Here is a 25,060-nt window from a genome sequence, read left to right as displayed (position 1 = left end):
AAGAGACATTGGGAAAGCTGGGTATCCAAATATCTAACATCGCTCTCTATATCCATCATTAGCGACGCCCCAATGATCGCTCCCAAAGCAGTAGTATAGCGAGGCAGCAGATCTTCACGCGTAGACAATATCTGGTCGAGCTCGACGAATGTCGGGCCATTTCTTCAAAGTCCTTGGCGAAACCCTCCGGCTTTCCAACGGCTTTGATCCTGCGGTCACACCCTTCGAGGCTCCCTTGAATCGCAAACCGCAATACCTTTAATTTTCTGAGACTGCATTCTGCATAAGAATTGTCCTAGTCTTTCATGCTTTCTCCCTATCCGTCTGATTGAGAGCCCGACCGCAGGCAGGACAAGATATGGCCATGAAACGTACCCTATTCCCCCTTTTCGGCCTACTGGCCGCGTCAATTTCTGCCAATGAACTTCACTCCCCCGATGGAGGCATCTCGCTCCAGTACGACACCGACGAATCGGGAAGCCTACACTACGAGCTCGCTTTCCAAGACCAGACCATAATCGATGCGAGCATGCTCGGCTTCGAAGTGCGCATCGACGGCGAAGCAAAGAATCTCAGTGAAGGCTTTGAAATCCTCAAAGTCGTAGAAGGACAATCCGACGAAACTTGGACTCCTGTTTGGGGCGAGGAATCGGAGATCCGCAACCACTACACTGAACAGCTAGTCAGCCTCCAACAGAAGGATTCCGGAATCCAGATGAACCTGCGTTTTCGCCTCTTCGATGAGGGACTTGGCTTCCGCTACGAGTTTCCGGAGCAAGAGAATCTTGGTCATTTTGTAGTCACGGACGAGTTGACAGAATTTGCCATGACCGCGGACCATACCGCTTTTTGGATACCGGGCGACTACGATTCCCAGGAATACGACTACACCGAATCCCGCCTCACAGAGATCAGCAGCAAATTCGACGACGCCTATTCGGACAATGCCTCGCAGACCTCGTTTTCAAAAACAGGAGTTCAAACCGCGCTTATGCTGAAAACGGATACAGGCCTCTACCTGAATCTCCATGAAGCCGCCTTAATCGACTACCCGGCCATGCATCTAAACTTGGATCCGGACTATCTAGTCTTCGAAGCGTGGCTCACACCTAACGCAGTGGGAGACATGGCTTATATGCAGGCACCCGCCCACACTCCATGGCGAACCATAATGGTAAGCGACGACGCACGCGACATCCTCGCCTCGCGCATGACTTACAACCTCAACGAGCCCTGCAAAATCGAGGACACCAGCTGGATCAAGCCTATGAAATACATCGGGGTTTGGTGGGAGATGATCACCGGCAAAAGCTCTTGGGCCTACACTGACGAACCTGCCTCCATCAAAATTGGAGAAACCGACTACACTCAGCTTAAAAGAAGCGATCGCCACGCGGCCAATACCGATCATGTGAAAATGTACATAGACTATGCCGCCAAACACGGATTCGACGGCGTCTTGGTCGAGGGATGGAATATCGGTTGGGAAGACTGGTTTGGACACGAGAAGGACTACGTCTTCGATTTCGTAACTCCGTATCCAGATTTCGATGTCGTAAGCCTGAACGAGTACGCTAGCGAAAATGGAGTGGAGCTAATCATGCACCATGAGACCTCCGGCTCGACGCGTAACTACGAACGCCACATGGACGCTGCCTATTCTTTTATGAAGCAGCACGGCTACAACGCGGTTAAAAGCGGATACGTCGGAAACATCCTGCCCAAAGGCGAGTACCACTATAGCCAATCGATCGTTAACCATTACCAGTACGCGGTAGAAAAAGCGGCGGACTACGAGATCATGGTCAACGCCCACGAGGCAGTTCGCCCCACCGGAATTGCCCGCACCTATCCAAACCTGATCGGTAACGAATCCGCCCGAGGCACCGAGTTCCAAGCCTTCGGTGGATCACGGGTACACCACGTAACCATTCTGCCGTTCACCCGACTAATCGGAGGCCCCATGGATTACACGCCAGGCGTTTTCGAGATGGATATCAGCAAGCTAAATCCGGAAAATGACTCACACGTAAACAGCACCTTAGCCAATCAACTCGGATTGTACGTCGTATTCTATAGCCCACTACACATGGCAGCGGACCTTCCAGAAAACTACGATCGATTTTTGGACGCTTTCCAATTCATCAAGGACGTACCCATGGAGTGGAGCAAAACGGTCTACCTCGAAGCGGAACCAGGCCGCTACATCACGACAGCCCGAAATGAAAAAGGCACTGAAAATTGGTGGATAGGCAACGTAAACGGAGCAGACGCTCGCACTGCCGAACTGAATCTCGATTTTCTCGTACCCGGAAAAACCTATACGGCGACTCTCTACCGCGATGCGGAAGACGCCCATTACCTAGACAACCCTCAAGCCTACGAAATCGAAATGCTGGAGGTGACCTCCAAATCAACCTTGAAAATCCAATCCGCTCCGGGCGGAGGATTCGCCATCGGCATCGTAGCAGACTAGCTTTAGAGCCAATCGTATCCGCCCGAGGCCGAACCCACGGCGGATACTCTGGCAAACGCCTAACTTGCAATTCAGTCCCGAGCTCCTAGGAGTCTGGCATGAGTTCTAAGCCCCAGCCAGAACCAGAAAATGAAAACCACAGCCAACGCTTCGATTTGGCTGCGTTTGAGAGCGACGTCGATTCACTCGCCGCTTCCGCCGGTTTCGCCAAGCACGAGATCTGGCAGGACGGTCTTGGACACGCCATAAACCTATGGACCAAGGAGTCGGCCACACCGGATGCTCCCAGTATCTTAATCTCGGCTGGGATGCATGGTGACGAACCCGCTGGTCCGCTCGCTCTGCTGGAACTGTTTAAGAACTATCCGTTTAGCGAACAATTCGAGTGGCTGCTCACGCCCGTCCTGAACCCGACTGGACTCCTGCAAGGAACACGCGAAAACGCTTCGGGTATCGACCAAAATCGTGATTTCCTACTGCGACAAAGCCCTGAAATCAAAGCCTACACTAATTGGTGGGAATCCCACCGAACCGCCTGCGCCTTGCATCTTTCCCTGCACGAAGATTGGGAAACCGATGGCTACTACTTCTACGCGATCAACTCCAGCCAGCTCCCCTGCTATTCGAAGGAGCTGCAACAAATCCTTTCAAAAAAGATCCCGCTCCAGCAGACAGGTCCCGTGGATGACCATGAGCTCGCCGCCCCGGGGCTTATCGTTCACCCCTGCGAAGCCGATGAGCCAGAAGGTTGGCCCGAGGCGATCTGGTTGACCAAGAGCCACCCGACCCTTTCCTACACCTTCGAAGCGCCCTCCTCTCATCCATTGGAAGATCGGGTAAAGGGGCTTGAGACTTGCCTCAAAGTAGCTTTGGACCGCTCTCACGCAGCCCTAGTAGACTGCAGCTCCCAGGCGGGCTAAGCGATCGCAAGCCTACAGGGCCGAAGGTCCGCTGAAGCAAGACTGCAATTCACCTTGGTGCAAGGAAAGCCGATCCAGAACGACTCCCGTATCTAGCATACTGATACGGATACTATGCGATTCGCCCTCCTTCAGGTCAGCTGAAATTTCCGCTCCCACCAAACCGCTCAATACTCCCTGCGCCCACTCCGCGCTTTTGGATTTACGGTAGATAGAGATTAACTGCGGCTCGCCGCCATCAATTGAAACCGCGACCGAAAGCTCACCCGTGCTCGAGCTTGGGAAGGTTGGCAGAAAATCCAAAAACAAACGGTACGTACCAGAGTTTGCTACCTTCACATCGTATTCGACCCAGGGCGTATCCTCATCGATTTCCTCGACAGAACGGCTCGCTTCAGTAACCGGCAAAACGGTAATGGCATCTCCGGACCAACCGAGATTAGGAATCGTCTCCCAAGCAGCAGTTGCTCCACCCCTGCGATCAAAGTTCTCCGCTTCGATCGTCAACTCAGGTTGTGTCGACTCTACCGGTTTCGCTCCACGATATTCGAGCCCTTTATGGGCAGCGGCTATGTCGTCCACCTTATCAATCAAACCTTCAGCCGGCACGATCCAAGGCGTGGTTCGATAGGACCTCCAAGCAGAGTCTGCCGGTTCTACCGCGATAATCCCCTTCCATTTCCCATCGGCGATATCGTTGTTGTATTCAGCAGTCAAGGACGCTAGAAGCCTCCCAGCCTCAGCTCCGATTCCTCCGTGAACCCTGCCCAGCTCGTTTTTGACCTGGAATGTTTTAAAATACTGTTCGAGGTGGAAGTACTGCAGGTTGTAGTAAGCCGAAGCTTTAACCGGGTAAGCTACGAGTTGAAAAAAGGAATCGTACTGGCTTTCGGCCAACTTGGATTCGATACGCTCGCAGTCCTCAATCAGGTCCATGAACGCAGTCATTCGATCGGCCAACTCCTCTTCGGTCAAGGGACTGGTTTGGACGCGCTTGTAGGGCATCCACCATTGCAGGTGCTCAGGACGCCGCTGCGAATTGAGGCGGTAGTATTCGTTCATCAAATCAGCGATAGCCTCCGCCTCGCCTTCCCCGAACTCACGGCCAGCCCAGTCCTTCAGAAACTCCGCCTGGGCGTCCGGTCCCCAACGATCGATGTCCCAAGCCATGGAGAGGAAGAACTCCATAGAACGCTCCTGCGGCTTGAGATCTCCCACATTGGCGATCCAGTAGTCTTGCGAGCCGAGCTGATAGGAGCGATGCATTTCCTCCCAAACCAAAGCAAGCGGGGTTGTATCCAACCATAAATACGAGAGCGGAGCTCCCAAGTAGGACAGATGATAATAAACTCCTGACCCGCCGTCTCTAGCTCGCTCACCTTCATTGGGAAAACGACGCAGGAAGCCGAAGTTGTCATCTGGCCAAACGATGGTGACGTCCTCAGGAACTTGTAGACCATTTTTGTATAGCTCCAAGACTTCCTTGTAAGGCGTGAACACCTGCTGGACATTGGCCAAATCTTCGTCGACGTGCTTTTGCAGCAGCTCCCTTTGGTCGCTGAAAATCTTTTCAATCAGGGCGATCTTCTCTTCGATCGAGCTACCTCCCGACATGCCGCTGTCGTGGATTCCGCGCATTCCGAGGGTGTAGACATTTTCGTAGCCTCCATTCTCTTTCACCCGTTCTTCCCAGTAGCGGTAGACCTCTTCCGAGTTGGTTTGATAGTTGTATCCACTTTTCTCGGTTTTCCACTCGCCCACATTATTACGAAGCATGGGCTCCGCATGCGAGGAGCTCATAACAATGGCATAATCGTCGGCGATTTCCTTGTTCTTAGGAAAGGTGTTAAACGCCGCGGTGACTTCGTGCATGGCTGGCCAGAGCGTATTGGCTTTCAAGCGTAGCAATAATTCAAATATTTTTTCGTAGGTTTTGGGTCCAATATCGCCGGTTTCCGGATCGAAGGTTTGAGCAGCCCAGGGAAAGAGCCCCCAGTCCTCGTCGTTGATAAAGATGCCGCGGTATTTGACCGAAGGGGGGCCAAACTGGCGTGTTCCGCTTTTCACGAAAAGCGAATCGCTCTTCTTCGCTGGCGTATCCGCCCACCAATACCATGGCGAGACCCCGATCGCTTGGGACAATTCATACACCCCGTAGGCCGTGCCACGCCTGTCGCTACCCACGATAGCTAGCGTTGCCTCGCTCCCCTCGCCCACAACTGAAATCTGGAAGCTCTCCCATTTCCCATTGAGCTCGCTCACATCAAGCCCTCTATCCAGCACCAGACTGGACACAAGCGACGAATGCCCGACCGTGCCAACGACCACTTTGCCAGCCAAATTAGCAGCTTTAGCGGTCTTGAGATTCGGGACCACTCCAGTGACTCGCTCGATATCTTCCACCAAATCTTGGGCCGCGATTTTGACCACCGTGAAGTCATCATCCGAAACAAGAATCTCGGAGCTCTTCCCCTTGTGGACCAAGCGGAAGGCAGACGGGTCGGATTGGAAAGTGACCCAGTCTACGCTCGCGGACAATGCCGTGAGGAAAGAGGATAAAGCGAATAATAGAAAAGAGGCAGCTTTTAAGTAGGGCATAAACGTTGCACAGAGTTAACGAGTGAAGCAGCGAGTCTAGCGGAGACGCTTCGGACCGTCAAAACACGGTCGAGGTTTCACCTTTCTCTTTGACTAGGCCCGAAGCAGAACACCAATCTCCCTCTCCCGCAAACCATTGTACAAATTGAACCGATCACACGTTTCGAACCGCCGACTATCCATCCGGGCACGCCTTTGCCGAATAATTGGGCTAAGTTTCATCGCCACCGTGATAGCAGCCTGCGGGCCCAACTCCTCCGAGGAGGACGCTGTAAAAAGCTTCCACGTGAAGGGTTACGTGGAGAACGTGTTGGATAAAAACGACCGGCTCATGGTCGATCACGAGGAAATGCCCGGCTACATGCCGCCTATGATCATGCTTTTCAACGTGGCGGATCCACAATCCGCAGTGGGGCTGGAGCCAGGACAACAGATCCGCTTTGTCTACAAGGTAACTAACCAGCGCTCCTGGATCGAAGACATCGAGCCCACGGGTGAAAAACGCGATCCGCGAGCAAGCGTGACCAGCCGGAGTGATTCATTTGGCGAATTACTCGAAATCGGCGATCCGCTCCCAGACTACGCCTTTCTGGACGAAGAGGGCCAACCTATTGCCCTCTCAGACTATCGCGGCAGCGTTATCGCGATATCCTTCATTTTCACTCGCTGCCCCGTTCCGGAATACTGCCCCATGATGATGCGTAACTTCGGAAATGTGGACGAGATCCTCGCCGACGGGCCGGTGCTCGAAGCGCCTTGGAGATTAGTCACCATTTCCTTCGATCCTGAAAACGACACGCCCGAAGTCCTCAAGCGATATGGCAAAGCCTTCGATTACGATCCCGCCCATTGGGATTTGCTGACCAGCAAAACGATGGATCCGATCAATGGCATCGCCGCCAACGTCGGCCTTCGTTTCGGCAAACGCGACAATTCCTACCTGCACAACCTACGCACCGTGGTACTGGATACCGAGGGTAGGATCGCTCACATTTTCACCGACGAGAATTGGGCACCGGAAGAATTGGCCGAGCAAATGAAATCGGCCGCGGCCTCACATTAGTCGTTTCATGACGGTGCTAAGACGTTCCACCGCTCCTTCTTCCAAACCGTCGACTGCGTAGCGAACCGTTCCTTTCTGGTCCACCACGATGAGCTTGTTGCTGTGGATAAACCCAGTGGCGGCGATATCGCGGCGCTCATGATAGTCCTTAGCGGTCGGCAGCAAGAAACTGTTTTTGATCAGCGAATCGAGCTTCTCGCCGTCACCCGTTAACAGCACCCAATCCTCCGCGCTTCCGTAGTCGCTAGCGTATTCCTTAAGCCGCTCTGGAGTATCGGTGACAGGATCGACGCTGAAAGACACATATTCGACATTGGCATCTGTGCCCAGCTCTTCACGCACATGCATCATCTTGGCCGTCAAGATAGGACACTCCGCCGAACAAGAGGTGAAAACGAAATTCGCCAGCCACACCTTGCCCTCCAACTGCTCGGAGGAAAACGGGGCCCCCTCCTGGTCGAGAAATTCGAAGTTCGCGACGTTGCCAAACTCGGCCAAAACTTCAGGTACGCTTTCAGGCTGCTCTGCTTCGTGCGGTATGAAATATACCCCCACTCCGAGAAGGGCGACTGCGGCTAAGGTTAAAATAACGATTCTCATGCGAAATAAAGTTCCGTGCGGCTAAACGAAGAGACGATGGGCCGGATAGATTGACCGCAACCCCAAACTCTCGCCCTTCAAATTGCTTCCGCTTCTAACCCTGCTAAGCGCCTCAATCTATTGTTTGAGTAGATTCAGTTTGGCAAAGCCTGCTTTTTGACTTGCAGACCATCAAAAATCGGTGATTTATCATTAAATCTTCAATTTCGGCGACCCCTCGTTAGATTTTGCGGCCAAGGAACATCGCTTCCCTAAGCCCGGAAATCAGCCGACCCTCAAAACTTCAGAATCACCGAAGTAATTCGCAAAGCTTCCTTCCTATGAAATTCACCGACGGCCAATGGCTCCACCAACCTGGAATTAAAGCTCACTATCCCGCTGAGGCATACGACGTTACCGAAGCCAACGATGGCTTGGTCATCCATGCCCCAACGCAGCCGATCAATCATCGCGGCGACACCTTGCAGGGCCCCTTGCTGACAGTGACTTTGAATTCCCCCATGGAGGGAGTGGTCCGTGTTCGCATCGAGCACTACGTGGGTGGAAACAAGGATGGTGCAGTTATTCCTCTGCAAAAGGAGGGCAACATCCCGGTAGCCATCGAAAAAGGCGAGGCAGCCACCACACTCACCTCCGGCAGCTTGACCGCGAAAGTCAGCACCAAGGACGGATGGGGAATCTCTTTCGAATCCGAGGGCAAGGTCCTCACCCAGAGCGGCTGGAGAGCGATGGGCTATGTCCAGTCCTCCGAAGGCGAAACCTTTGTGCACGATCAGCTAGCGCTCGGGGTGGGCGAAAACGTCTACGGTCTTGGCGAGCGCTTCACAGCTTTCGTCAAAAACGGCCAAGTGGTCGAAACAGTAAATAAAGACGGCGGCACCGGCTGCGAGCAGGCCTACAAGAGCGTTCCCTTCTATCTCACCAATCGCGGCTACGGCGTCTTGGTCAACGAGACTGGCCCGGTGTCATTCGAGGTCGCCTCGGAAAAGGTTTCTCGCGTCCAATTCAGCATCCCGGGCGAAAGCCTCGAGTACTTCGTCATCGCCGGCCCCAGCCCCAAGGATGTCTTGGGTCGCCTGACCGAATTGACAGGCCGTCCCGCCTTGCCGCCGACTTGGTCTTTTGGTCTCTGGCTCTCCACTTCGTTCACCACCAACTACGACGAAGAAACCTGCAACACCTTCATCGATGGGATGCGGGATCGCGACCTGCCCTTGCACGTCTTCCACTTCGACTGCTTCTGGATGCGCGAGTTCGATTGGTGTAATTTCGAGTGGGATCCACGCGTCTTCCCAGATCCCGAGGGCATGCTATCGCGCTTCCACGATCGCGGCCTGAAAATTTGCGTCTGGATCAATTCCTACATCGGCCAGCGTTCCAAGCTCTTCGCGGAAGGCGCCGAAAAGGGTTACTTCATCAAGCGTACCGACGGCAGCGTCTGGCAGACCGACCTCTGGCAGCCGGGCATGGCGATCGTCGACTTCACCAATCCGGAAGCCGCGGAGTGGTACGCTGGCAAGTTGAAGGGACTCCTAAAAATGGGAGTCGACGCCCTGAAGACCGACTTCGGAGAACGTATCCCAACTGAGGGCGTCGTCTATCACGACGGGTCCGATCCGGTGAAGATGCGCAATCTCTACACCATCCAGTACAACGAATGCGTATTCAACGCGGTGAAGGAAGTTCGTGGAGAAGGCGAAGCCGTTCTCTTCGCTCGCTCGGCCTACGCTTCGGGTCAACGCTTCCCTGCTCACTGGGGTGGCGACTGCTGGTCCACTTTCGAATCCATGGCGGAAAGCTTGCGCGGCGGATTGTCGCTCAGCCTTTGCGGATTTGGATTCTGGAGCCACGACATCGGTGGCTTCGAAGGCACTGCTCCGTCTTGCATCTACAAGCGCTGGGCAGCCTTTGGCCTTCTCTCATCGCACAGCCGCTTGCACGGCAGCAGCAGTTACCGTGTGCCTTGGGCTTACGACGAGGAAGCCTGCGACGTGCTTCGCGTTTTCACGAAACTGAAGTGCAGCATCATGCCTTACCTTTGGGCGGCCGCTGTGGAAGCCCATCGCGATGGTATCCCCACCATGCGTGCCATGATGTTGGAATTCCCCGAAGATCCGGCCTGCGATTCCCTCGATGCCCAGTACTGCTTGGGCGGTTCCTTGATCGTTGCTCCAGTCTTCACCGAGGACGGCAGCGTCTCCTACTACCTACCAAAGGGTCAATGGACTCACCTCATGACTGGCGAGGTCAAAGACGGTGGCAGCTGGTATCAGGAAAAGCACGACTTCCTTTCCCTGCCGCTCTACGTTCGTCCCAACACTCTGCTCCCAATCGGAACGCACGACGACCATCCGGACTACAAGTACAACGAAGGCGTTACGCTGAAGCTCTTCCAGCTCGACGAAGGAGCCAGCGCTTCTTGCACCTTGTTTGGCAAGGACGGCAAGGAAACCGCAACCATCACCGCGACTCGTTCCGCCGGTAAAGTTTCCCTCTCGATCGAGGGTGAACTCAAGGATGCGAAACTCGAAATCGTGGGCGGCGAGACTGCCAGCATCCCTGCTGGAGCCAATTCCCTCGAACTCGATATCTAAAGCTGAAACCTTTTTAAAAACCCGATTGGTTCCGTAATCGTATTACGGATACCGATTAACTCAACACGGGCGACCTCGCCAAAAATCGGGGTCGCTCCTGCAATTTCTCCACTACCAAAAATCTGACTTAGCTCAGAATCACGCAACATGGCCACCCAGCCCTCTTCCTCTCAACCCAAATCAATAACCCTCAAGTCTCCGGTCGCACCCGTGGACGAAAAAGCCCTCGCTCGGGCCAACGAGGCCTTGGCTAAACTAAGCCTCGAGGAGAAGGTAACCTTGCTGGCTGGAAGCGGCACCATGACGATCGCGCCCCATCCAAAGATCGGACAGGACGAGGAATTCTGGTTCAGCGACGGACCGCACACCGTACGCCCCGAGGTGGACCGCAATAATTTCAATCCGGGCACCTGCACCACCGACCACTCCACCGTACTGCCGACGCTTAGCGCTTTGGCAGCAACCTGGGATGTGGAACTAGCAGGGACCTTTGGCGAAACCCTTGGCTTGGAAGCGCGCGATCGCGGAAAGGACGTTCTGCTCGGACCGGGCGTCAATCCGATGCGTACCCCGCTCAACGGACGCAACTACGAGTACATGGGCGAGGATCCGTTCCTCGCCGGCCAGCTCGCCACCGCCTACATCAAAGGCGTGCAATCCAAGAACGTGGCCGCTTGCGTAAAGCATTTCGCAGGCAACGAACAGGAGCTCGAGCGTAGCTCGGTCGACACCTATATCGACGAAAGAACCTTGCGTGAGATCTACCTCGCTCCCTTCGAAACGGCAGTGGTCGAAGGCGAAGTCCTCACGGTAATGAATGGCTATAATCGCTTCCGCGGCGAGTACTGCAGCCACAACAGCTACCTGAATAACCAAGTCCTCAAGTCCGAGTGGAATTTCCCGGGCTTCGTGGTCAGCGACTGGGGAAGTTTGCACGAAACCGTAGCAGGAGCACTTGGCGGACTGGACGTGGAAATGCACGCCGGCGAAGCGATCCAGTACTACAAGACTCCTTTGGTCGAAGCCGTCCAAGCGGGCAAAGTACCCGCCGAGGTGGTCGACAACATGACTCGCCGCGTCCTCTACGTGATGGCGAAGATCGGCAAGCTCGGCGATTTCGAACGTACTCCCGGAGTCCGCAATGCTCCAGAGCACCACGCCCTCGCCCGCAAAGTAGCCACCGAGGCAATGGTTCTTCTCAAGAACAAGCAAAACATCCTGCCGCTCGATAAGAGCAAAGCGGGACGCATTTTGCTGATCGGTTCCAACGCGGACACCAAGCACGTCGCAGGCGGCTGGAGCGCGGAGGGCAAGCCGCTCTTCGAAACAACTCCGCTTGCTGGCTTGCGAGCCTACTTGGGAGAAGGAGCGAAAATCGAATACATCCCCGGTCCCTTCGCGGAAATCTACAACCACCCGCCAGAAGACGTGATCGAAACCATCGACTCGAGCGACCTCGAGCACGGTGCCGCCCAAAAGGCATGGGGTATCGAGTTCTTCGAAGGTAGCGAGCTGCAGGGTAAGGTATTCAAAAGTACATTTGCTCGCCAATTGAGCGCGGATTGGAGCGAAGAGTCGCCCGTCGAAGGCCTCAAGCTCGGCGAGTTTTCCTGTCGCTGGACCGTTGACCTCAAGGCTCCTGAAAGTGGCGTATACAATTTTTCCTTACAGGCCGTCGGAGCGGCACGCATCTACGTCGATGGCGAACTGATCGCCGACGCCTGGAACAAGCCAGCGAACGAGACGCTGATTGGATCGGCTTCATTGGACGAGGGAAACATTCACTCCATCGTGGTAGAATATGCCCCGAGCAGCGAAGCCGGAGAATTGAAGTTCGGTTGGAGACTGCCTTCCGCCTTGGAACCAATCCTTCCCGAAGACTTGGCAAAGCGTACCAAAGACGCGGATACAGTAATTTTCTTCTCAGGCAATAAGGTCGGATTCGGCCGAGCTCATGAATCGGAGGGAGCGGACCGACCTTCCATGGATCTGCCGGAAGGCGAAGACGAAGCGGTCGCCGCCGTGCTGGCAGCTCGTCCCGACACTATAGTCGTTACGCAAAGTGGCTCGCCAATCACCCTGCCTTGGGCAGACGATGCCGACACCATGCTGCACTACTGGTTCTCTGGCATGGACGGAGGAGCGGCCTTGGCTCGCGTTCTGTTCGGCGAAGCAAATCCCTGCGGCAAACTTCCTTTCTCCATGCCTCGCAAGCTAGAGGATAGCCCGGCTCACGCACTCAACAACTACGGCCCGGAACGCGTCGACTATGAGGAAGGCGTCTTCGTGGGCTACCGTTGGCACGATGAAAAGCAGATCGCTCCGCTTTTCCCATTCGGGCACGGGCTGAGCTACACGACTTTCGAGATCGCGACTCCTGAACTGTCCGAGTCCAGCATCTCAGTCGGATCAAGCGTAACGCTGCGGACTACCGTCAAGAACACCGGAACGCAGGCCGGAGCGGAAGTGGTTCAGCTTTACCTCGGAGCCATCGAGCCAGCCTTGCCGCGTCCTCCGCGGGAATTGAAAGCCTTCAAAAAGGTATTCCTGCAAGCGGGAGAATCCGCTGAAGTAGAATTGACACTGGACGCGAAGGACTTCGCTTACTGGGACGTCGATTCTTCAGCCTGGAAGGTGGACTCTGGCGACTACACAGTTGAACTTGGATCCTCCTCGCGAACGCTAGGTCCCGCCGTAAGCATCACGCTACTCTGATCGGAAAATTTTAAGAGCCCCCAACAAATCCCAAAAACATGACGAACACTTCACAAACCGACGCCGCTGATTCGCCCAGCCATTTATCCGACAAAGTTCCGGTACCGCAGAAGATCGGTTATGGACTGGGATCGTTTTTGGACATGTGGGGCCAGTGGCTCTACAACTCCCTAGCCTTCCAGGTATTCAACATCTTCCTACACATCAATCCGGGACTGGTCAGTACCGTATTGATGATCAACCGCCTATGGGACGCCGTGACCGACCCGGTTTGTGGTTGGCTTTCGGACAATACACGTACGCGCTTCGGACGTCGTCGTCCCTACATTCTGGTGGCAGGTGTGCTGGCTGGCGTTTGCCTTCCCTTGCTCTTCGCGGTCGGGCGTGATTGGTCGTCGCACCACTATTTTGTCTACATGATTCTCAGCTCGGCGGTGTATATCTGCATCACCAGCGCTTTCATGATGCCGTATACCAGCCTCGGCATGGAGATGACTCCAAACTACAATGAGCGTACCGTGCTCATGGGTGTCCGCAACGCCATCCAGAAGGCTCCGGAGCTGGCCATGTTTTTCGCCGGCCAATTCACGACTCTCGCCATTTGGGACGGAGCGAATTTCGACAACTTGTCCGACCGACTCTACCAGCTGGTAACCACCAGCGAAGCCTGGCAGCACGGCAAGGGCGAAAACATCCTGCTCGGAGCCCAAGTCTACACGATCATGCTGGGCTCGATCATGGTGATCAGCGCCATCTCCATGTTCTTCCTCCTCCGCGAACGCTACTACAAAAAGGTGGTCGAGCGGAAGCAGCAGAAGGTCAAGATCCTGGAAACGATCTACCAAGCCCTCAGCTGTAAACCATTCCGCTACCTCTTGGTCATGGTTCTCGCCTACGGAATCGGTACCAGCATGGTGGGAGCCCTCGGCTACTACAATACCGTCTACTACGTTTGCGCCGGAGATCTCGGACTGGGAGCTGCGTGGAACTTCAAGATGGGCATCGCCGGTATGGTCTTCGGATTCGCAGGCATTCCCTTCTACACCATGATTTCGAAATGGCTCGGTAAGAAGGGAGCCATGGGCCTCGTGCTCTTTATGGCTATCCTGGCGTTCATCGGCGACTGGTTCTTCTACAATCCGAACTACCCATGGATGCAGTTGCTCGCTACGGGCTGCGTGGCGTTCACCGGAGCGGGATTCTGGACTCTCTACAGCTCTATCCTTCCCGACGTAATTGACTACGACGAATTGGAAACCGGCAAGCGACGCGAAGGGGCTTTCTCGGCCTGCCAATCGTGGATCATGAAGGTTGGCATCGCGATCGGCGCGGGCGCTTCGGGTTGGATTCTGGCCGCGACCGGATTCGATTCCGACTTGGGTGGAGATCAGCCCCCTGAAGCCATTTTCTGGATACGTTTCCTACTCTCCACTGTACCAGTTCTATTCTTGAGCGCCGCACTCTTCTGTCTCTACAAGTTCCCACTATCACGGGAAAAGATGGCCAGCATCCGCGTGGATCTGGAAAACATGCGCGGCGAGGTTTAGACCGCCCAGAGATTCCAATCACCAAAGCTTTTCGAAGGACGACCCAAGCGGTCGTCCTTTTTTTTGCGGCCGCATATCACATCCAGCCGGGCTATCTCGACTTAAGGGCGAACAACAATCTCAACCCACTGAAAAATCATGTTTAGCAAAATCGCACTTAGCTGGATCAACAAATTCGAAAGCCACTACAACTATGATGCCGAGTACCTGAAGGTCCTACTGCGTCGCTGCCCGAGAGGCTTTCGAAAGTTCAACAAATTCATGCCCATGTCCAAATACCGAGAGAGCCTACCCGCCGACGCTTACTTCGTGGCCTTTCTCACCGCGACCCAGTCGGAAGATTGCGGCAGTTGCGTGGAGCTTGTTTCTAAAATGGCCCTTGAAGCAAGCGTGCCCAGACAGGTGGTGCAATCCGTCTTGCGAGGCGACGGAGCCTTGCCACAGGACCTGAGGCTCGTGCGGAACTACGCTCTCAACGTGACCTCGCAAATGGCGGTCGAGCCAAGATTGTCCTCTCTCTGTTCCGCGGCCTAGGCAAACAGGCCCTCAAAAATGGAACCGAATACGCCTTCTCTCAAACCTGGTTCAACGGGGCTCCTGGAGTACTCGTTTATGAAAATGGAAAACTGGCCTCCGCTTATTCCTTCGAAACCTTCGACCAGTAGATCAAAGGAATATTCGTGCACCGCAATCCGGAGAAATCGCAAAGCTTCGCCAACTAAAAAAGGCCCACCGATGAAAGCGGGCCTTTACTTTAAAGTTTAGGCAAACTGGTCGTTCCCTCTTCGGAATTGGTGGCCAACTCGTCGGCTTGTTCATGTAGGAGTTTTATCTGCTCCTGCAGCTCCTCCATCTCCTCTTCCGTCAAATCCTCCCTTTCGGAAAGCTCCTTCAAGCTCTTGTACTTACGATCTAGCATCAGAGCCTGAACCCCATTGGAGGTATCCTGCAAAGAGGACAGATCGGATGCCTTCTCCTTTACCTTGTCCAGCAGATCGCGAATCTTTTCGAGTTCCGCTTCGTAGTCGCCTCGGTCAAATTTATCCTTCTCTCCCTTGATGAAGTTACCCAATTCCGCGAAAAGATCGCCCGCTTCGGAGAAGACCGCTTTTGCCCGCTCCTTATCCTCGGGTGAGCCGAGGAAGAAATAATAGCCCAACAGGAGGATGAGTCCCAGGCACAGTATTTTGATAACAAACTTAATCATAAGGCTTAGAATTGCAAAATGACCGAAAGCTCGGCGCGAAGGCAAGCGCCGAGCGCCGGACCCGCTGGCTGCAGTCTAGTTAAATCCCTACTTCTCGGAAAATGTTCCCCGCACCGACTTGGGAAAGTTGGCGGGCGATACGCCGTAGGTCTTCTTGAATACTCGGGAAAAATGGGCCGAGTCCACGAAGCCAACGGCTTCAGCCGCGTTTTTCACCAGCATATTTTCTCGAAACAGAAGGCGAGCCGCGTGGTTCATTTTTAACCGAATCAGCAGACGGTACGGCGAGTCATCGTCATAGCGGCTGAAAAGCCGGGCAATGTAGGCCTGATCGAGCGAAACCTCGTCCGCTAGTTCGGCGATAGAGTTGTATCGGGCGAAGCCTTCCACCAAGGCCTCCTTGCACTTGCGGTAGCTGAGATAGGCAGCTGAGGCACCCTCTTGCTTCTCTAGCTCTGTTTCCTCGACCTGCAGCAAAAGAAGCTCCGCCAGCAAATCGCAGGAACGCTGGGCACGGGCCCCGCCTCGACTGCCAAATTTGACCATCTGCCGAAAGGTCTCCTCGACCCAACGCACTCCGGAGAATTCCAAAGCGTGCAGCGAACCAAGCGGGCTTTTGCGAAAGAGCGAGATCGCGTCCTCCCCGTGGATATCCACGAAATACTTGGTCAACGGGTAGACGCCTCGGTTTTCGATCGTAAGGGGAGAATTGGGTAGATAGCCAAACAGGGACCCCGGACGCAGGTCAAAACTCCTCTCCCCAATCGTCACTTTAGCTCGGCCCGAAACCACATATTCGATCCCAACAAAACTGAATTCGCTGCGGCTGACTTTGTAATCGGGAGAACACTTTTCGAAGCCGCCGCAGCTCACGCCAAACGAGTCTTCCGACTTGGGATCGAGATTCAGGAAGAAGTAAGCCGAATCCAAAACCTGCCGGGATATAAAGCTGGGGAGCGTGGGATCCATTCTCTCCATGCTCTTCGTGTTCACCGCTAACGCAATGCCGAAAGGTCAAAAATATCCAAGTAGTGGTCATAAGCAGCCATTCCCAACCGGCTGGAAAATCGCTATAGTCACTGCCCTACCCCTAAGTGCGAAAGCGTTTCGGACCGCGTTTCGGCGTTCCCCTGCTGCCCCCATCTGCGCCGAAACGCGTCCGAAATCCGCCACAGTTTTCTGAAAGCGACTATGTCTACTGTCACCCAAATCGATCCCCTTACCGTGCCCTACCGCACGCTAAACACCGGAGCTAAAATGCCTGCCATCGGGCTCGGCACCTTTGGCTCGGACCACGTCAGCAACGACAGCGTGGCCCAAGCCGTCAAGCAAGCCATCGACATCGGCTACCGTCACATCGACTGCGCGTCCGTCTACGGAAACGAAGCGGAAATCGGCGATGCGCTAGCCGAGGTCATTGCCTCCGGAAAGGTGAGCCGCGAAGAGCTTTGGATCACCTCCAAACTCTGGAACGACAAGCACGCGGAAGAAGATGTCATCCCTTCCTGCCAGAAGACTTTGTCCGACTTGAAGCTCGATTACCTGGACCTCTACCTCGTCCATTGGCCGTTTCCAAATTTCCACGCCAAAGGGTGCGACGTCTCCTCCCGCTCCGCCGAGGCCAAGCCCTACATCCATGCCAATTTCATGAAGACCTGGCGACAGATGGAGAAGTTGGTCGAAATGGGATTGGTTAAAGCGATCGGCACCTCCAACATGACCGAGCCCAAGCTGAAACTCTTGCTAGCGGACGCTGCGATCAAACCTGCGATCAATGAAATGGAACTGCACCCGCACTTCCAGCAACAGAAGCTTTACGATTTCGTAGTCTCTCAAGGAATACAGCCGGTGGGCTTTTGCCCGATAGGTTCCCCTGCCCGACCGGAACGTGACAAGACCGCAGACGACACGGTTGATACGGAAGATCCTGTCATAGTCGAGATCGCGAAAAAACATGGAATCCACCCTGCCACGCTTTGCGTAAAATGGGCGGAGCAACGCGGTCAGATCCCCATCCCCTTTTCCACCAACCCACGCAACATGTTGGCCAATATCCAGAGTCTGGTTACACCCAAGCTGAGCGACGAAGAGATGGAAGCCTTGTCCAAGATCGATAAAAACTGCCGCCTCATCAAAGGGCAGGTCTTCCTCTGGAAAGAGGACCAGACCTGGGAAGACCTTTGGGATCTGGACGGGACGATCGCTCAATGAATTTCAAAAACCTCGAATAAATAGCATACGAATATGTGCCAATCTAGTACATGCACTCACAATCCTATGATGGGGGCCACCCTGCCGGGCGATAGCACCACTGAGCTCAAGGAGTTCGCCATTCCAGAGCCCGGTCACGGGGAGGTACTCATCCGCGTCAAGGCCTCCACTATTTGCGGCTCCGACATTCGCTGCATCTACCACGAGCACCTTGGCAAAGGGCCGGAAGGCTACCAAGGCGTGATCGCGGGGCACGAACCAAGCGGCAAAATCGAAAAGGTTGGCCCGGGCTGCCGCCAGTTCAAGGAAGGCGATCGTGTAGTCGTGTATCACATTTCTGGATGCGGAGTCTGCAACGACTGCCGCCGCGGCTACATGATTTCCTGTACCAACGAGAATTATCGCCGAGCCTACGGCTGGCAGCGCGACGGCGGCATGGCCCCTTACATGATCGCGGAAGAAAAGGATCTCCTACTGCTCCCTGACGAATTGAGCTACGTCGATGGAGCTCAAGTCGCTTGTGGCTTTGGTACTGTTTACGAGGGTCTGGAGAAGATCGGAATCTGCGGAAACGACGCGGTACTCGTCACCGGATTGGGTCCTGTTGGACTTGCTGCCGCCGTCCTCTCACGAGCCCTGGGAGCAAAGCTGATCATCGGCACCGATGCCATCGACGAACGCCTTCAGATCGCCAAAGATCTAGGCCTTTGCGACCACGTTCTCAAGGCCGGTCCGGACAACGTGGAGCAAATCAAGGCCCTGACCGGCGGCTACGGTGTGGAACGGGCAGTCGATTGCTCGGCTCACCACGCAGCGCGTAAAACCGCGGTACAAGCCACCCGAAAGTGGGGCAAGATCGTCCTCATCGGCGAAGGCGGAACCATGGACCTGAATCCGTCGCCTGACATGATCCACGACCAAAAAACGATTTACGGCTCCTGGGTGACTTCTACCTGGAAAATGGAAGAGCTAATCGAACGCCTCGTTCGCTGGGGCGTGCATCCGGCCGATCTCGTGACTCACCGTTTTGCATTGGACCAAGTGAGCGACGCCTACGCTCTTATGGCTTCCGGAAAATGCGGAAAAGTCGCGGTCTGTTTCGACGAAGAGCTGGACAACGCTTAATAAAGAACTTCGTGCCCGTCCTTTTTCCTTTAAAGGACGGGCATTTCCTTTTCCCTTGCCGTATCCCCTATTCCCCTACCCCAAAAATCTATGAGCAACGCTACCCGCGAAACCCCGAGCCCGACAGCTAGCACCTACACCAAGATCCCCGTCGTCCCCAAACAATTTCTTGTCTCTTTCATTTTGACGACCTGCTGTTTTTCCCTGTGGGGATTCGCCAACGACTTCACCAACCCACTGGTCAAAGTCTTCGAACAAGTCTTCATCATCGGCACTTCCCAAGCCTCTTGGTTGCAGTTCGCCTTCTACACGGGCTATTTCTGCATGGCCATTCCGGCGGCTCTCTTCATCCGCCGCTACTCCTACAAGGCCGCTATCATTCTCGGGCTAACGCTTTACGGGGTGGGAGCCCTCATCACCATACCCGCCAGCTTGACTGCGACTTTCTGGGTTTTCTGCCTCGCGTCCTACGTCATAACCTACGGCCTCGCCTTTCTGGAAACCTCCTGCAATCCCTACATTTTGGCCATGGGCCCACCAGAGACCGCAACGCAGCGGCTTAACCTGGCCCAAGCCTTCAACCCGATCGGCTCTCTCACAGGCATGGCTGTTGCGACCTTTATCTTGGCTCCAAGCTTGCAAGTGGGCGAGTTCAGAGCGGAGCTCGGTCAGAACAATCCGGCTTACACCCAGTACCTTTTGACGGACGCGGAGAATTTGCCCGCTGGAGCGACGGTTGAAGGCGACTCCGTGACTCTTCCCGATGGGAATGTTGTGAGCCTGTACGCAAACGGCGTTCCGACCTTCGCGGACGAATTGCCAGGTGTTTTGGATGGTGCCGTACCCAATGCCCTGAAAACACTGCGAGCCACCGAACCGGCGGAGTTTAAGACCATCCAGCAAGCCGACCTTGGTTTTGTACGCACTCCCTACATGGTGATAGCCAGCGTCGTATTTATCTTCCTGATACTCTTTTCGTTCTCCAAGATGCCGCTCTTTAGACGCGAGGAAAAAGATGCTCCATTCTTCGTCGTAACTGGCCACCTTCTGAGAAAACCTCACTTCCGCGAAGGCGTGCTGGCCCAAGGGTTTTACGTGGGGGCTCAGATCATGTGCTGGACCTTTATCATCCACTACGGGATGGAGCAGGTCGGCCTAGACCTCGCGACTGCCCAAAAATGGAATATCGCAGCGATGATCATCTTTCTCTGCAGCCGTTTCATTTGCACCTTCCTACTTCGCTTCGTGAGCCCAGGTAAACTGCTCTTCCTCTTCTCGAGCGGCGGTTTCGCCTTCACCGTCGGAGCCATCTTCCTACCTGGCTACATCGGCCTATCTTGCCTCGTTCTAATCTCCGGCTGCATGTCTTTGATGTTCCCCACCATTTATGGAATCGCCCTCAAGGACCTGCGCGAGGAGGAAGCCAAGCTAGGTTCAGCCTACTTGATCATGTCCATCGTGGGCGGTGCAGTCCTAACAAAGCTGCAAGGAGGGTTGATCGAAAACTTCGGAGTCCGCACCTCCTTCTGGCTGCCGGCAGCCTGCTTCATCCTGATCGGCATCTTCGCCTATCGGACCTACGGTCATCACGAAAAGAAAACAGCCTAAGCTGCCTTTTAGACTATCACTTTGAAAGAAAACGAATCTGCAAAATGTTAATCGGAATATCCCCTCTGCTCAGTCCTGAACTGCTTAACGCCCTCTATCGTATGGGCCATGGCGACGAAATCGTATTGGCCGACGCTCATTTCCCGGGCGAAAGCTTCAATGGAAATGTGATCCGAGCCGATGGGCTTAAAATTGCCGACTTGCTAGGAGCCATAAGTCCCCTGTTCCCATTTGACGAATACGTCGAAAATCCGCTCGGAATGATGTCCGCCGTTCCGGGCGACGAATTGGATCCGAGCGTCGAAGAAGGTTACCTCGCCTCCATTCGTAAGACATATCCGGATACAAAGCCTTCCGAACGTATAGAACGCTTCGCCTTCTACGAGAGAGCCCGCAGCGCTTATGCCGTGGTCATGACAGGCGAAACCGCAAAATACGGAAATATCATTCTGAAAAAGGGCGTCACCCCGGTCGCCTAGAATTCAGGCCACCAATCATTTGCAAGGCTCATTCACTAAAGGGGTTTGGGCCTTTGTTGTCTTTGAACAAAAGTTCCCATCATCCGCATTTGACCCAGCGACTGTTTTGGAGGTAGAGATGCGACTATGAGCACTCCCATAGCCCGATATCTCGACCATGCTGTCCTCAAGCCGGACCTCACCCTAGCCGAAGCGACCGAAGCGATTGAGCTCGGCCTGAAGTACGAAGTTCGCACCGTTTGCGTGCGGCCCTGCGACGTCGAATTGGCAAACAAGCTATGCCAAGGCACCTCTACCGACGTTTGCGTAGTCCTAGCCTTTCCGCACGGGACCCACACGACGGCGAGCAAAGTTGCTGAAGCCCAGGAATACGTCCGTCTCGGCGTAGCAGAAGTCGACATGGTGGCCAACTACGGTCGGATCTGCTCGGAGGACTGGGATTATGTGAAAAGTGATATCGCCGCCGTGGCAGAGGTCCTGAAGCCCGCCGGTATACCGCTCAAAGTCATTTTCGAAACCTCCACTCTCAAGTTGGAGCACATCAAAAAAGTCACCGAACTCTGCATCGAAGCGGGTGCCGACTTTGTGAAGACTTCTACCGGCTTCAACGGAGCGGGAGCCACCGAAGAAGCGGTCAAGGCCATGGTTGAAACCGCTGCAGGGCGCATAAAGGTAAAACCCTCTGGAGGCATCCGTGGATACGCCCAAGCCAAGGCGTATGTCGATATGGGAGCGGACCGCCTAGGTGTGGGCTTCACCTCGACTCCGGGCATCTGCGATGACACGGAAACGGTCCCTGCCGCTCCGGGAGCCTACTAGGCCTTCCCACTTGTCTCTTCGGAGCGAAATCGAGATCTGACTGTCGTCTAGAAATCGCCTCGAAGCCCCCGCAAAGCCCATATTTATTGAGGGATTACGCCACCCCCTCAATATCTAGTCCTATCGACATGCCCTTATATTTCGACGTCCGTTCCTATGGAGCTTCCGGCAACCGCCACTCCTACGATACCGCAGCCATCCAAAAGGCCATCGACGCGGCCTACGCAGCTGGAGGCGGCACGGTCGTTTTTCCAGCGGGAGTCTACCCCAGCCACACACTGCATCTCCGCAGCCGAGTCACGCTGCACTTGGAGGCCGGAGCGACACTTCTGGCTGAATACCCTTCGCAAGACGGCAGCCACGGATACGACCATCCGGAGCCGAGCGAATCGGGAGCTCTCAAGTATCAGGACTATGGGCACAGCCACTTCAAAAATAGTCTGATCTACGGAGAGAATCTGGATAATATCGCTATCACCGGACAGGGTACCATCGACGGCTTAGCGCTGGCAGGAGCTCACCATGTGCAGTTGCCTGGGGAAGAGCCGAGCCCCTTCCAAGGGGAGAACCACGGCGACATCTCCGATTTTCACGACTACCACCTTGGTGAAATCCCGGGACAGGCCAACAAAGCCATCGCCCTTAAGAATTGCCGAAATGTGACCTTCCGCGATTTCAGCCTCTTCCGCGGAGGCCACTTCGCCTTCTTGCTGACCGGCGTCGACAATCTCACTATCGACAACCTGAAGGTGGACACCAACCGCGACGCCTTTGACATCGATTGCTGTCGAAACGTGCGCATGAGCAATTGCTCAGTCAATTCGCCACACGACGATGCGATCGTGCTGAAGACCTCCTATGCTCTCAACGAACTCCGGCCCTGCGAGAACATCACCATTACCAACTGCGTAGTCAGCGGCTACAGCATCGGCAGCATGCTCGATGGTACTTACGATCGCTCATTCCAGAAAGCGACCGACCAGGACGGCCCAACTGGACGCATCAAAATAGGGACCGAGTCAAACGGCGATTTCCGTAACATCGCCATCACCAATTGCGTCTTCGACCGTTGCCGAGGCCTCGCTCTTGAAACGGTGGACGGAGCCACCATCGAGGACGTGGTGGTGAGCAACATCACCATGCGGGACATCGTCAACGCTCCCTTCTTTTTGATCATCGGGAATCGGGCCAGAGGTCCGGAGGGAACGCCGGTCGGTAAACTCCGTCGCGTATCCATTTCGAACATAAACGTCTACGAAGCGGACTCGCGCTACGCCTCGCAGATCATCGGCCAGCCCGGCCATAATGTGCAGGATGTGAGCTTCGACAACATTCGCATCGGCTACAAAGGGGGCCTGACCATGCAGCAGATTGCCGATCAGCCGGACGATTTGGTAAACGCTTTTTTCCTCCGCGGAAACGACGAAGGCGTGAAGGGACCACGCGATCCCTACGCTGTGCCCGAGCGTCCCAAGGCGTACCCGGAACCGAGCATGAGAGGACTCCTCCCCGCCTACGCTCTCTACTGCCGCCACGCCGAGAACATTACCTTCCGAAACGTAAGCGTATCGCTCATCGAAGCGGACGAGCGGACCGCTATCGTCTTGGACGATGTACAGGGAGCAGACTTCCATCGTTTCAAACTCCCGACCGACAACGGTACCGCTATTTGCCGCTTGTCAGATGTATCCAGTTTTACCTTCGACCAAAGTCCGAACCTGCCGGACACCAGCATCGAGAAAACCAGTTTCCAAGTGCTGGAAGCCGAGTAGACGACCATTAGAAAAGTGGTCGGGATGACTGGATTCGAACCAGCGACTTCTACGTCCCGAACGTAGCGCTCTACCAGGCTGAGCTACATCCCGATTCCGAAAATATAAAGCGAATCGGGAGCCGCCGGGCAATTGAAAATACGGCCGACTCCCGCCTATTAGCAGGAGTCGAGTAAGACTATTAGACTACCGCCGCTTTGGACATTTCCAGGACCTCGTCCAGAGTGTCAGCGACCGAATAGTAACCGCTTCCAGCCCAAGGCTCGAGCATGGCCACCAGCTGATCCCAGAAACCTCCGCCCTCGGGGAGCGGCTTGTTGTAGATGATTACTGGCTTACCTGCCATCAGCGGGCTACCCATTTGCTTGAAGATCAAAAGGGCCAACATTTCCTGCACCGTACCTGCCCCGCCCGGGAAAATAACGAAGGAGTCGGAATTCTCGATCATCGCCTCCATGCGGGTGTAGATGTCTGGACGCAGCCAGAAGCTGGTCATGCCTTCTGGCAAGCCTTCGAGCTCGATGATGTGCGGCACATTCGACCCACCTGTCCAACCGCCAGCGTCCACAGAGCCCTGTACCACTTGCCCCATCACGCCAGTCGTTCCCGCTCCGGAAACACAGCCTAGATCATTCTCGGCCAAGAGGCGACCCAACTCGTATCCCTCTGACAAATACGCTGGATCTTCAATACTCGCTGAACAAAAGACACACACCTTACCGATGAGCGGTTTGTCGAACTCCTTTTCGAAAGTGTCCGCGTTGCAGTCCATGATCTTCTCGCGGCCGATATCCGGCAGACCTTCGTCTCCGACTCGATCGAGCGACTGCAGCACTTCGTCGGTGGAGCTGGCTTGCAGCAGGAACTTGCGATAATTCTGACGGATCGTTCCCAGCTCCCGTAAACGGTCCAGCAATCCGAACATGGCATCCCAAGAATGGTCTGTATTCAAAATTACAGTCGCCTTACCGAATAGGTGAACGTCGAGAGTTTGATAACCGACGAAGATCGAAACCGCCTTGAACAAGTCTTCCAAGGACGCATCCGGCATGAATACGAAGGCGTCCGACTCTACGATCTTCCGTTCGATATTGGAGAGCGTTATTCGCTGATCGCCATTTGAATTATAGATATCCCAACCGTTCGCAAAGAGCTGGTAGAGCATACGAGCTCGCACTTCTCTGCTTGGGTCGTCCTTACCTGAAATCCGTCCTGACAATCGTACAAATGGCATAAGTTTTATTCGTGGTTATAAGCTTCGGCATGAAGCTTTATGAGAAAACGATAGCAGGCTTCGCACCAAATTTCTAGCTGTGGCGCCAATTC

At 54.7% G+C, this 25,060-nt stretch carries 18 protein-coding genes and 1 tRNA gene; 13 read left to right on the top strand and 6 right to left on the bottom strand.

Annotated elements, in window-relative coordinates; translation table 11 throughout:
- The first annotated feature begins 364 nt into the window (after nt 1-364).
- The gene (locus H5P27_RS05385) at nt 365-2,476 is read left to right on the top strand and encodes a glycoside hydrolase family 97 protein (protein ID WP_185659345.1); all 2,112 of its coding nucleotides are present in this window, start codon (nt 365-367) and stop codon (nt 2,474-2,476) included.
- Between the two features lie 98 nt (nt 2,477-2,574).
- Entirely contained in the window at nt 2,575-3,396 is an 822-nt protein-coding gene (locus H5P27_RS05380; protein WP_185659344.1) for a M14 family metallopeptidase, read from the top strand.
- Nucleotides 3,397-3,408: 12 nt separating this feature from the next.
- Here H5P27_RS05380 and H5P27_RS05375 read toward each other — a convergent pair whose 3' ends face one another.
- Nucleotides 3,409-5,994 carry a glycosyl hydrolase 115 family protein gene (locus H5P27_RS05375; protein ID WP_185659343.1) on the bottom strand — a complete coding sequence of 862 codons (2,586 nt, stop codon included), beginning with the start codon at nt 5,992-5,994 and terminating at the stop codon, nt 3,409-3,411.
- A gap of 145 nt (nt 5,995-6,139) precedes the next feature.
- Between H5P27_RS05375 and H5P27_RS05370 the strand changes: the two genes are divergently transcribed.
- Entirely contained in the window at nt 6,140-7,057 is a 918-nt protein-coding gene (locus H5P27_RS05370; RefSeq protein ID WP_185659342.1) for an SCO family protein, read from the top strand.
- Here H5P27_RS05370 and H5P27_RS05365 read toward each other — a convergent pair.
- Nucleotides 7,049-7,657, bottom strand: a complete 609-nt coding sequence (locus H5P27_RS05365; protein WP_185659341.1) for an SCO family protein — start codon at nt 7,655-7,657, stop codon at nt 7,049-7,051. The two genes, H5P27_RS05370 and H5P27_RS05365, sit on opposite strands and share 9 nt — an antisense overlap.
- Before the next feature lie 320 nt (nt 7,658-7,977).
- On the opposite strand from H5P27_RS05365, the gene yicI reads away from it, so the two are divergent.
- From yicI to H5P27_RS05345, 4 genes are all read left to right on the top strand, one after another.
- Nucleotides 7,978-10,251: an alpha-xylosidase gene (yicI, locus tag H5P27_RS05360; RefSeq protein WP_185659340.1), complete on the top strand. Its 2,274-nt coding sequence runs from the start codon at nt 7,978-7,980 to the stop codon at nt 10,249-10,251.
- 147 nt (nt 10,252-10,398) lie between these two features.
- The gene (locus tag H5P27_RS05355) at nt 10,399-12,966 is read left to right on the top strand and encodes a beta-glucosidase (protein ID WP_185659339.1); all 2,568 of its coding nucleotides are present in this window, start codon (nt 10,399-10,401) and stop codon (nt 12,964-12,966) included.
- Between the two features lie 38 nt (nt 12,967-13,004).
- A complete protein-coding gene (locus H5P27_RS05350; protein ID WP_185659338.1) occupies nt 13,005-14,513 on the top strand; it encodes an MFS transporter in 1,509 nt (502 codons plus the stop codon).
- Between the two features lie 138 nt (nt 14,514-14,651).
- A complete protein-coding gene (locus H5P27_RS05345) occupies nt 14,652-15,047 on the top strand; it encodes a hypothetical protein (RefSeq protein ID WP_185659337.1) in 396 nt (131 codons plus the stop codon).
- A 220-nt stretch (nt 15,048-15,267) separates the two neighbouring features.
- Here H5P27_RS05345 and H5P27_RS05340 read toward each other — a convergent pair whose 3' ends face one another.
- Nucleotides 15,268-15,720 carry a hypothetical protein gene (locus H5P27_RS05340; protein ID WP_185659336.1) on the bottom strand — a complete coding sequence of 151 codons (453 nt, stop codon included), beginning with the start codon at nt 15,718-15,720 and terminating at the stop codon, nt 15,268-15,270.
- An 87-nt stretch (nt 15,721-15,807) separates the two neighbouring features.
- A complete protein-coding gene (locus tag H5P27_RS05335; protein ID WP_185659335.1) occupies nt 15,808-16,689 on the bottom strand; it encodes an AraC family transcriptional regulator in 882 nt (293 codons plus the stop codon).
- 222 nt (nt 16,690-16,911) lie between these two features.
- Between H5P27_RS05335 and H5P27_RS05330 the strand changes: the two genes are divergently transcribed.
- From H5P27_RS05330 to H5P27_RS05305, 6 genes are all read left to right on the top strand, one after another.
- A complete protein-coding gene (locus H5P27_RS05330) occupies nt 16,912-17,931 on the top strand; it encodes an aldo/keto reductase (protein WP_221774613.1) in 1,020 nt (339 codons plus the stop codon).
- A gap of 33 nt (nt 17,932-17,964) precedes the next feature.
- Nucleotides 17,965-19,056, top strand: coding sequence for a zinc-dependent alcohol dehydrogenase family protein (locus H5P27_RS05325; protein ID WP_246462499.1), 1,092 nt, complete (start codon nt 17,965-17,967; stop codon nt 19,054-19,056).
- 90 nt (nt 19,057-19,146) lie between these two features.
- Nucleotides 19,147-20,664, top strand: a complete 1,518-nt coding sequence (locus H5P27_RS05320; RefSeq protein WP_185659334.1) for an MFS transporter — start codon at nt 19,147-19,149, stop codon at nt 20,662-20,664.
- Between the two features lie 44 nt (nt 20,665-20,708).
- On the top strand, nt 20,709-21,143 hold the full coding sequence (gene fucU / locus H5P27_RS05315) for an L-fucose mutarotase (RefSeq protein WP_185659333.1): 435 nt from the start codon (nt 20,709-20,711) through the stop codon (nt 21,141-21,143).
- A gap of 126 nt (nt 21,144-21,269) precedes the next feature.
- Nucleotides 21,270-21,962 (top strand): deoxyribose-phosphate aldolase, encoded by a 693-nt coding sequence (gene deoC / locus H5P27_RS05310; RefSeq protein ID WP_185659332.1) that lies wholly within the window; start codon nt 21,270-21,272, stop codon nt 21,960-21,962.
- 128 nt (nt 21,963-22,090) lie between these two features.
- Nucleotides 22,091-23,734, top strand: a complete 1,644-nt coding sequence (locus H5P27_RS05305) for a rhamnogalacturonidase (RefSeq protein WP_185659331.1) — start codon at nt 22,091-22,093, stop codon at nt 23,732-23,734.
- Between the two features lie 16 nt (nt 23,735-23,750).
- Here the strand turns inward: H5P27_RS05305 and H5P27_RS05300 are convergent.
- Together H5P27_RS05300 and H5P27_RS05295 are read right to left on the bottom strand one after the other, a co-directional pair.
- Nucleotides 23,751-23,827, bottom strand: a tRNA-Pro gene (locus H5P27_RS05300).
- Between the two features lie 88 nt (nt 23,828-23,915).
- The gene (locus H5P27_RS05295; protein WP_185659330.1) at nt 23,916-24,968 is read right to left on the bottom strand and encodes an LOG family protein; all 1,053 of its coding nucleotides are present in this window, start codon (nt 24,966-24,968) and stop codon (nt 23,916-23,918) included.
- Nucleotides 24,969-25,060 lie beyond the last annotated feature (92 nt).

This window comes from Pelagicoccus albus, assembly GCF_014230145.1.
GTDB classification, from domain to species: Bacteria; Verrucomicrobiota; Verrucomicrobiia; order Opitutales; family Opitutaceae; genus Pelagicoccus; species Pelagicoccus albus.
Note: the sequence above shows the minus strand (reverse complement) of the source record. Positions and strands in the feature narration are given on the sequence as shown.

What these genes read in the sequence shown, in the direction of transcription:
- H5P27_RS05295 (WP_185659330.1), bottom strand. Translation starts at nt 24,968, where the DNA reads ATGCCATTTGTACGATTGTCAGGACGGATTTCAGGTAAGGACGACCCA.
- H5P27_RS05345 (WP_185659337.1), top strand. Translation starts at nt 14,652, where the DNA reads ATGTTTAGCAAAATCGCACTTAGCTGGATCAACAAATTCGAAAGCCAC.
- fucU (WP_185659333.1), top strand. Translation starts at nt 20,709, where the DNA reads ATGTTAATCGGAATATCCCCTCTGCTCAGTCCTGAACTGCTTAACGCC.
- H5P27_RS05350 (WP_185659338.1), top strand. Translation starts at nt 13,005, where the DNA reads ATGACGAACACTTCACAAACCGACGCCGCTGATTCGCCCAGCCATTTA.
- H5P27_RS05355 (WP_185659339.1), top strand. Translation starts at nt 10,399, where the DNA reads ATGGCCACCCAGCCCTCTTCCTCTCAACCCAAATCAATAACCCTCAAG.
- H5P27_RS05380 (WP_185659344.1), top strand. Translation starts at nt 2,575, where the DNA reads ATGAGTTCTAAGCCCCAGCCAGAACCAGAAAATGAAAACCACAGCCAA.
- H5P27_RS05365 (WP_185659341.1), bottom strand. Translation starts at nt 7,657, where the DNA reads ATGAGAATCGTTATTTTAACCTTAGCCGCAGTCGCCCTTCTCGGAGTG.
- H5P27_RS05335 (WP_185659335.1), bottom strand. Translation starts at nt 16,689, where the DNA reads ATGGATCCCACGCTCCCCAGCTTTATATCCCGGCAGGTTTTGGATTCG.
- H5P27_RS05325 (WP_246462499.1), top strand. Translation starts at nt 17,965, where the DNA reads ATGTGCCAATCTAGTACATGCACTCACAATCCTATGATGGGGGCCACC.
- H5P27_RS05330 (WP_221774613.1), top strand. Translation starts at nt 16,912, where the DNA reads ATGTCTACTGTCACCCAAATCGATCCCCTTACCGTGCCCTACCGCACG.
- H5P27_RS05340 (WP_185659336.1), bottom strand. Translation starts at nt 15,720, where the DNA reads ATGATTAAGTTTGTTATCAAAATACTGTGCCTGGGACTCATCCTCCTG.
- H5P27_RS05320 (WP_185659334.1), top strand. Translation starts at nt 19,147, where the DNA reads ATGAGCAACGCTACCCGCGAAACCCCGAGCCCGACAGCTAGCACCTAC.
- H5P27_RS05305 (WP_185659331.1), top strand. Translation starts at nt 22,091, where the DNA reads ATGCCCTTATATTTCGACGTCCGTTCCTATGGAGCTTCCGGCAACCGC.
- yicI (WP_185659340.1), top strand. Translation starts at nt 7,978, where the DNA reads ATGAAATTCACCGACGGCCAATGGCTCCACCAACCTGGAATTAAAGCT.
- H5P27_RS05375 (WP_185659343.1), bottom strand. Translation starts at nt 5,994, where the DNA reads ATGCCCTACTTAAAAGCTGCCTCTTTTCTATTATTCGCTTTATCCTCT.
- deoC (WP_185659332.1), top strand. Translation starts at nt 21,270, where the DNA reads ATGAGCACTCCCATAGCCCGATATCTCGACCATGCTGTCCTCAAGCCG.
- H5P27_RS05385 (WP_185659345.1), top strand. Translation starts at nt 365, where the DNA reads ATGAAACGTACCCTATTCCCCCTTTTCGGCCTACTGGCCGCGTCAATT.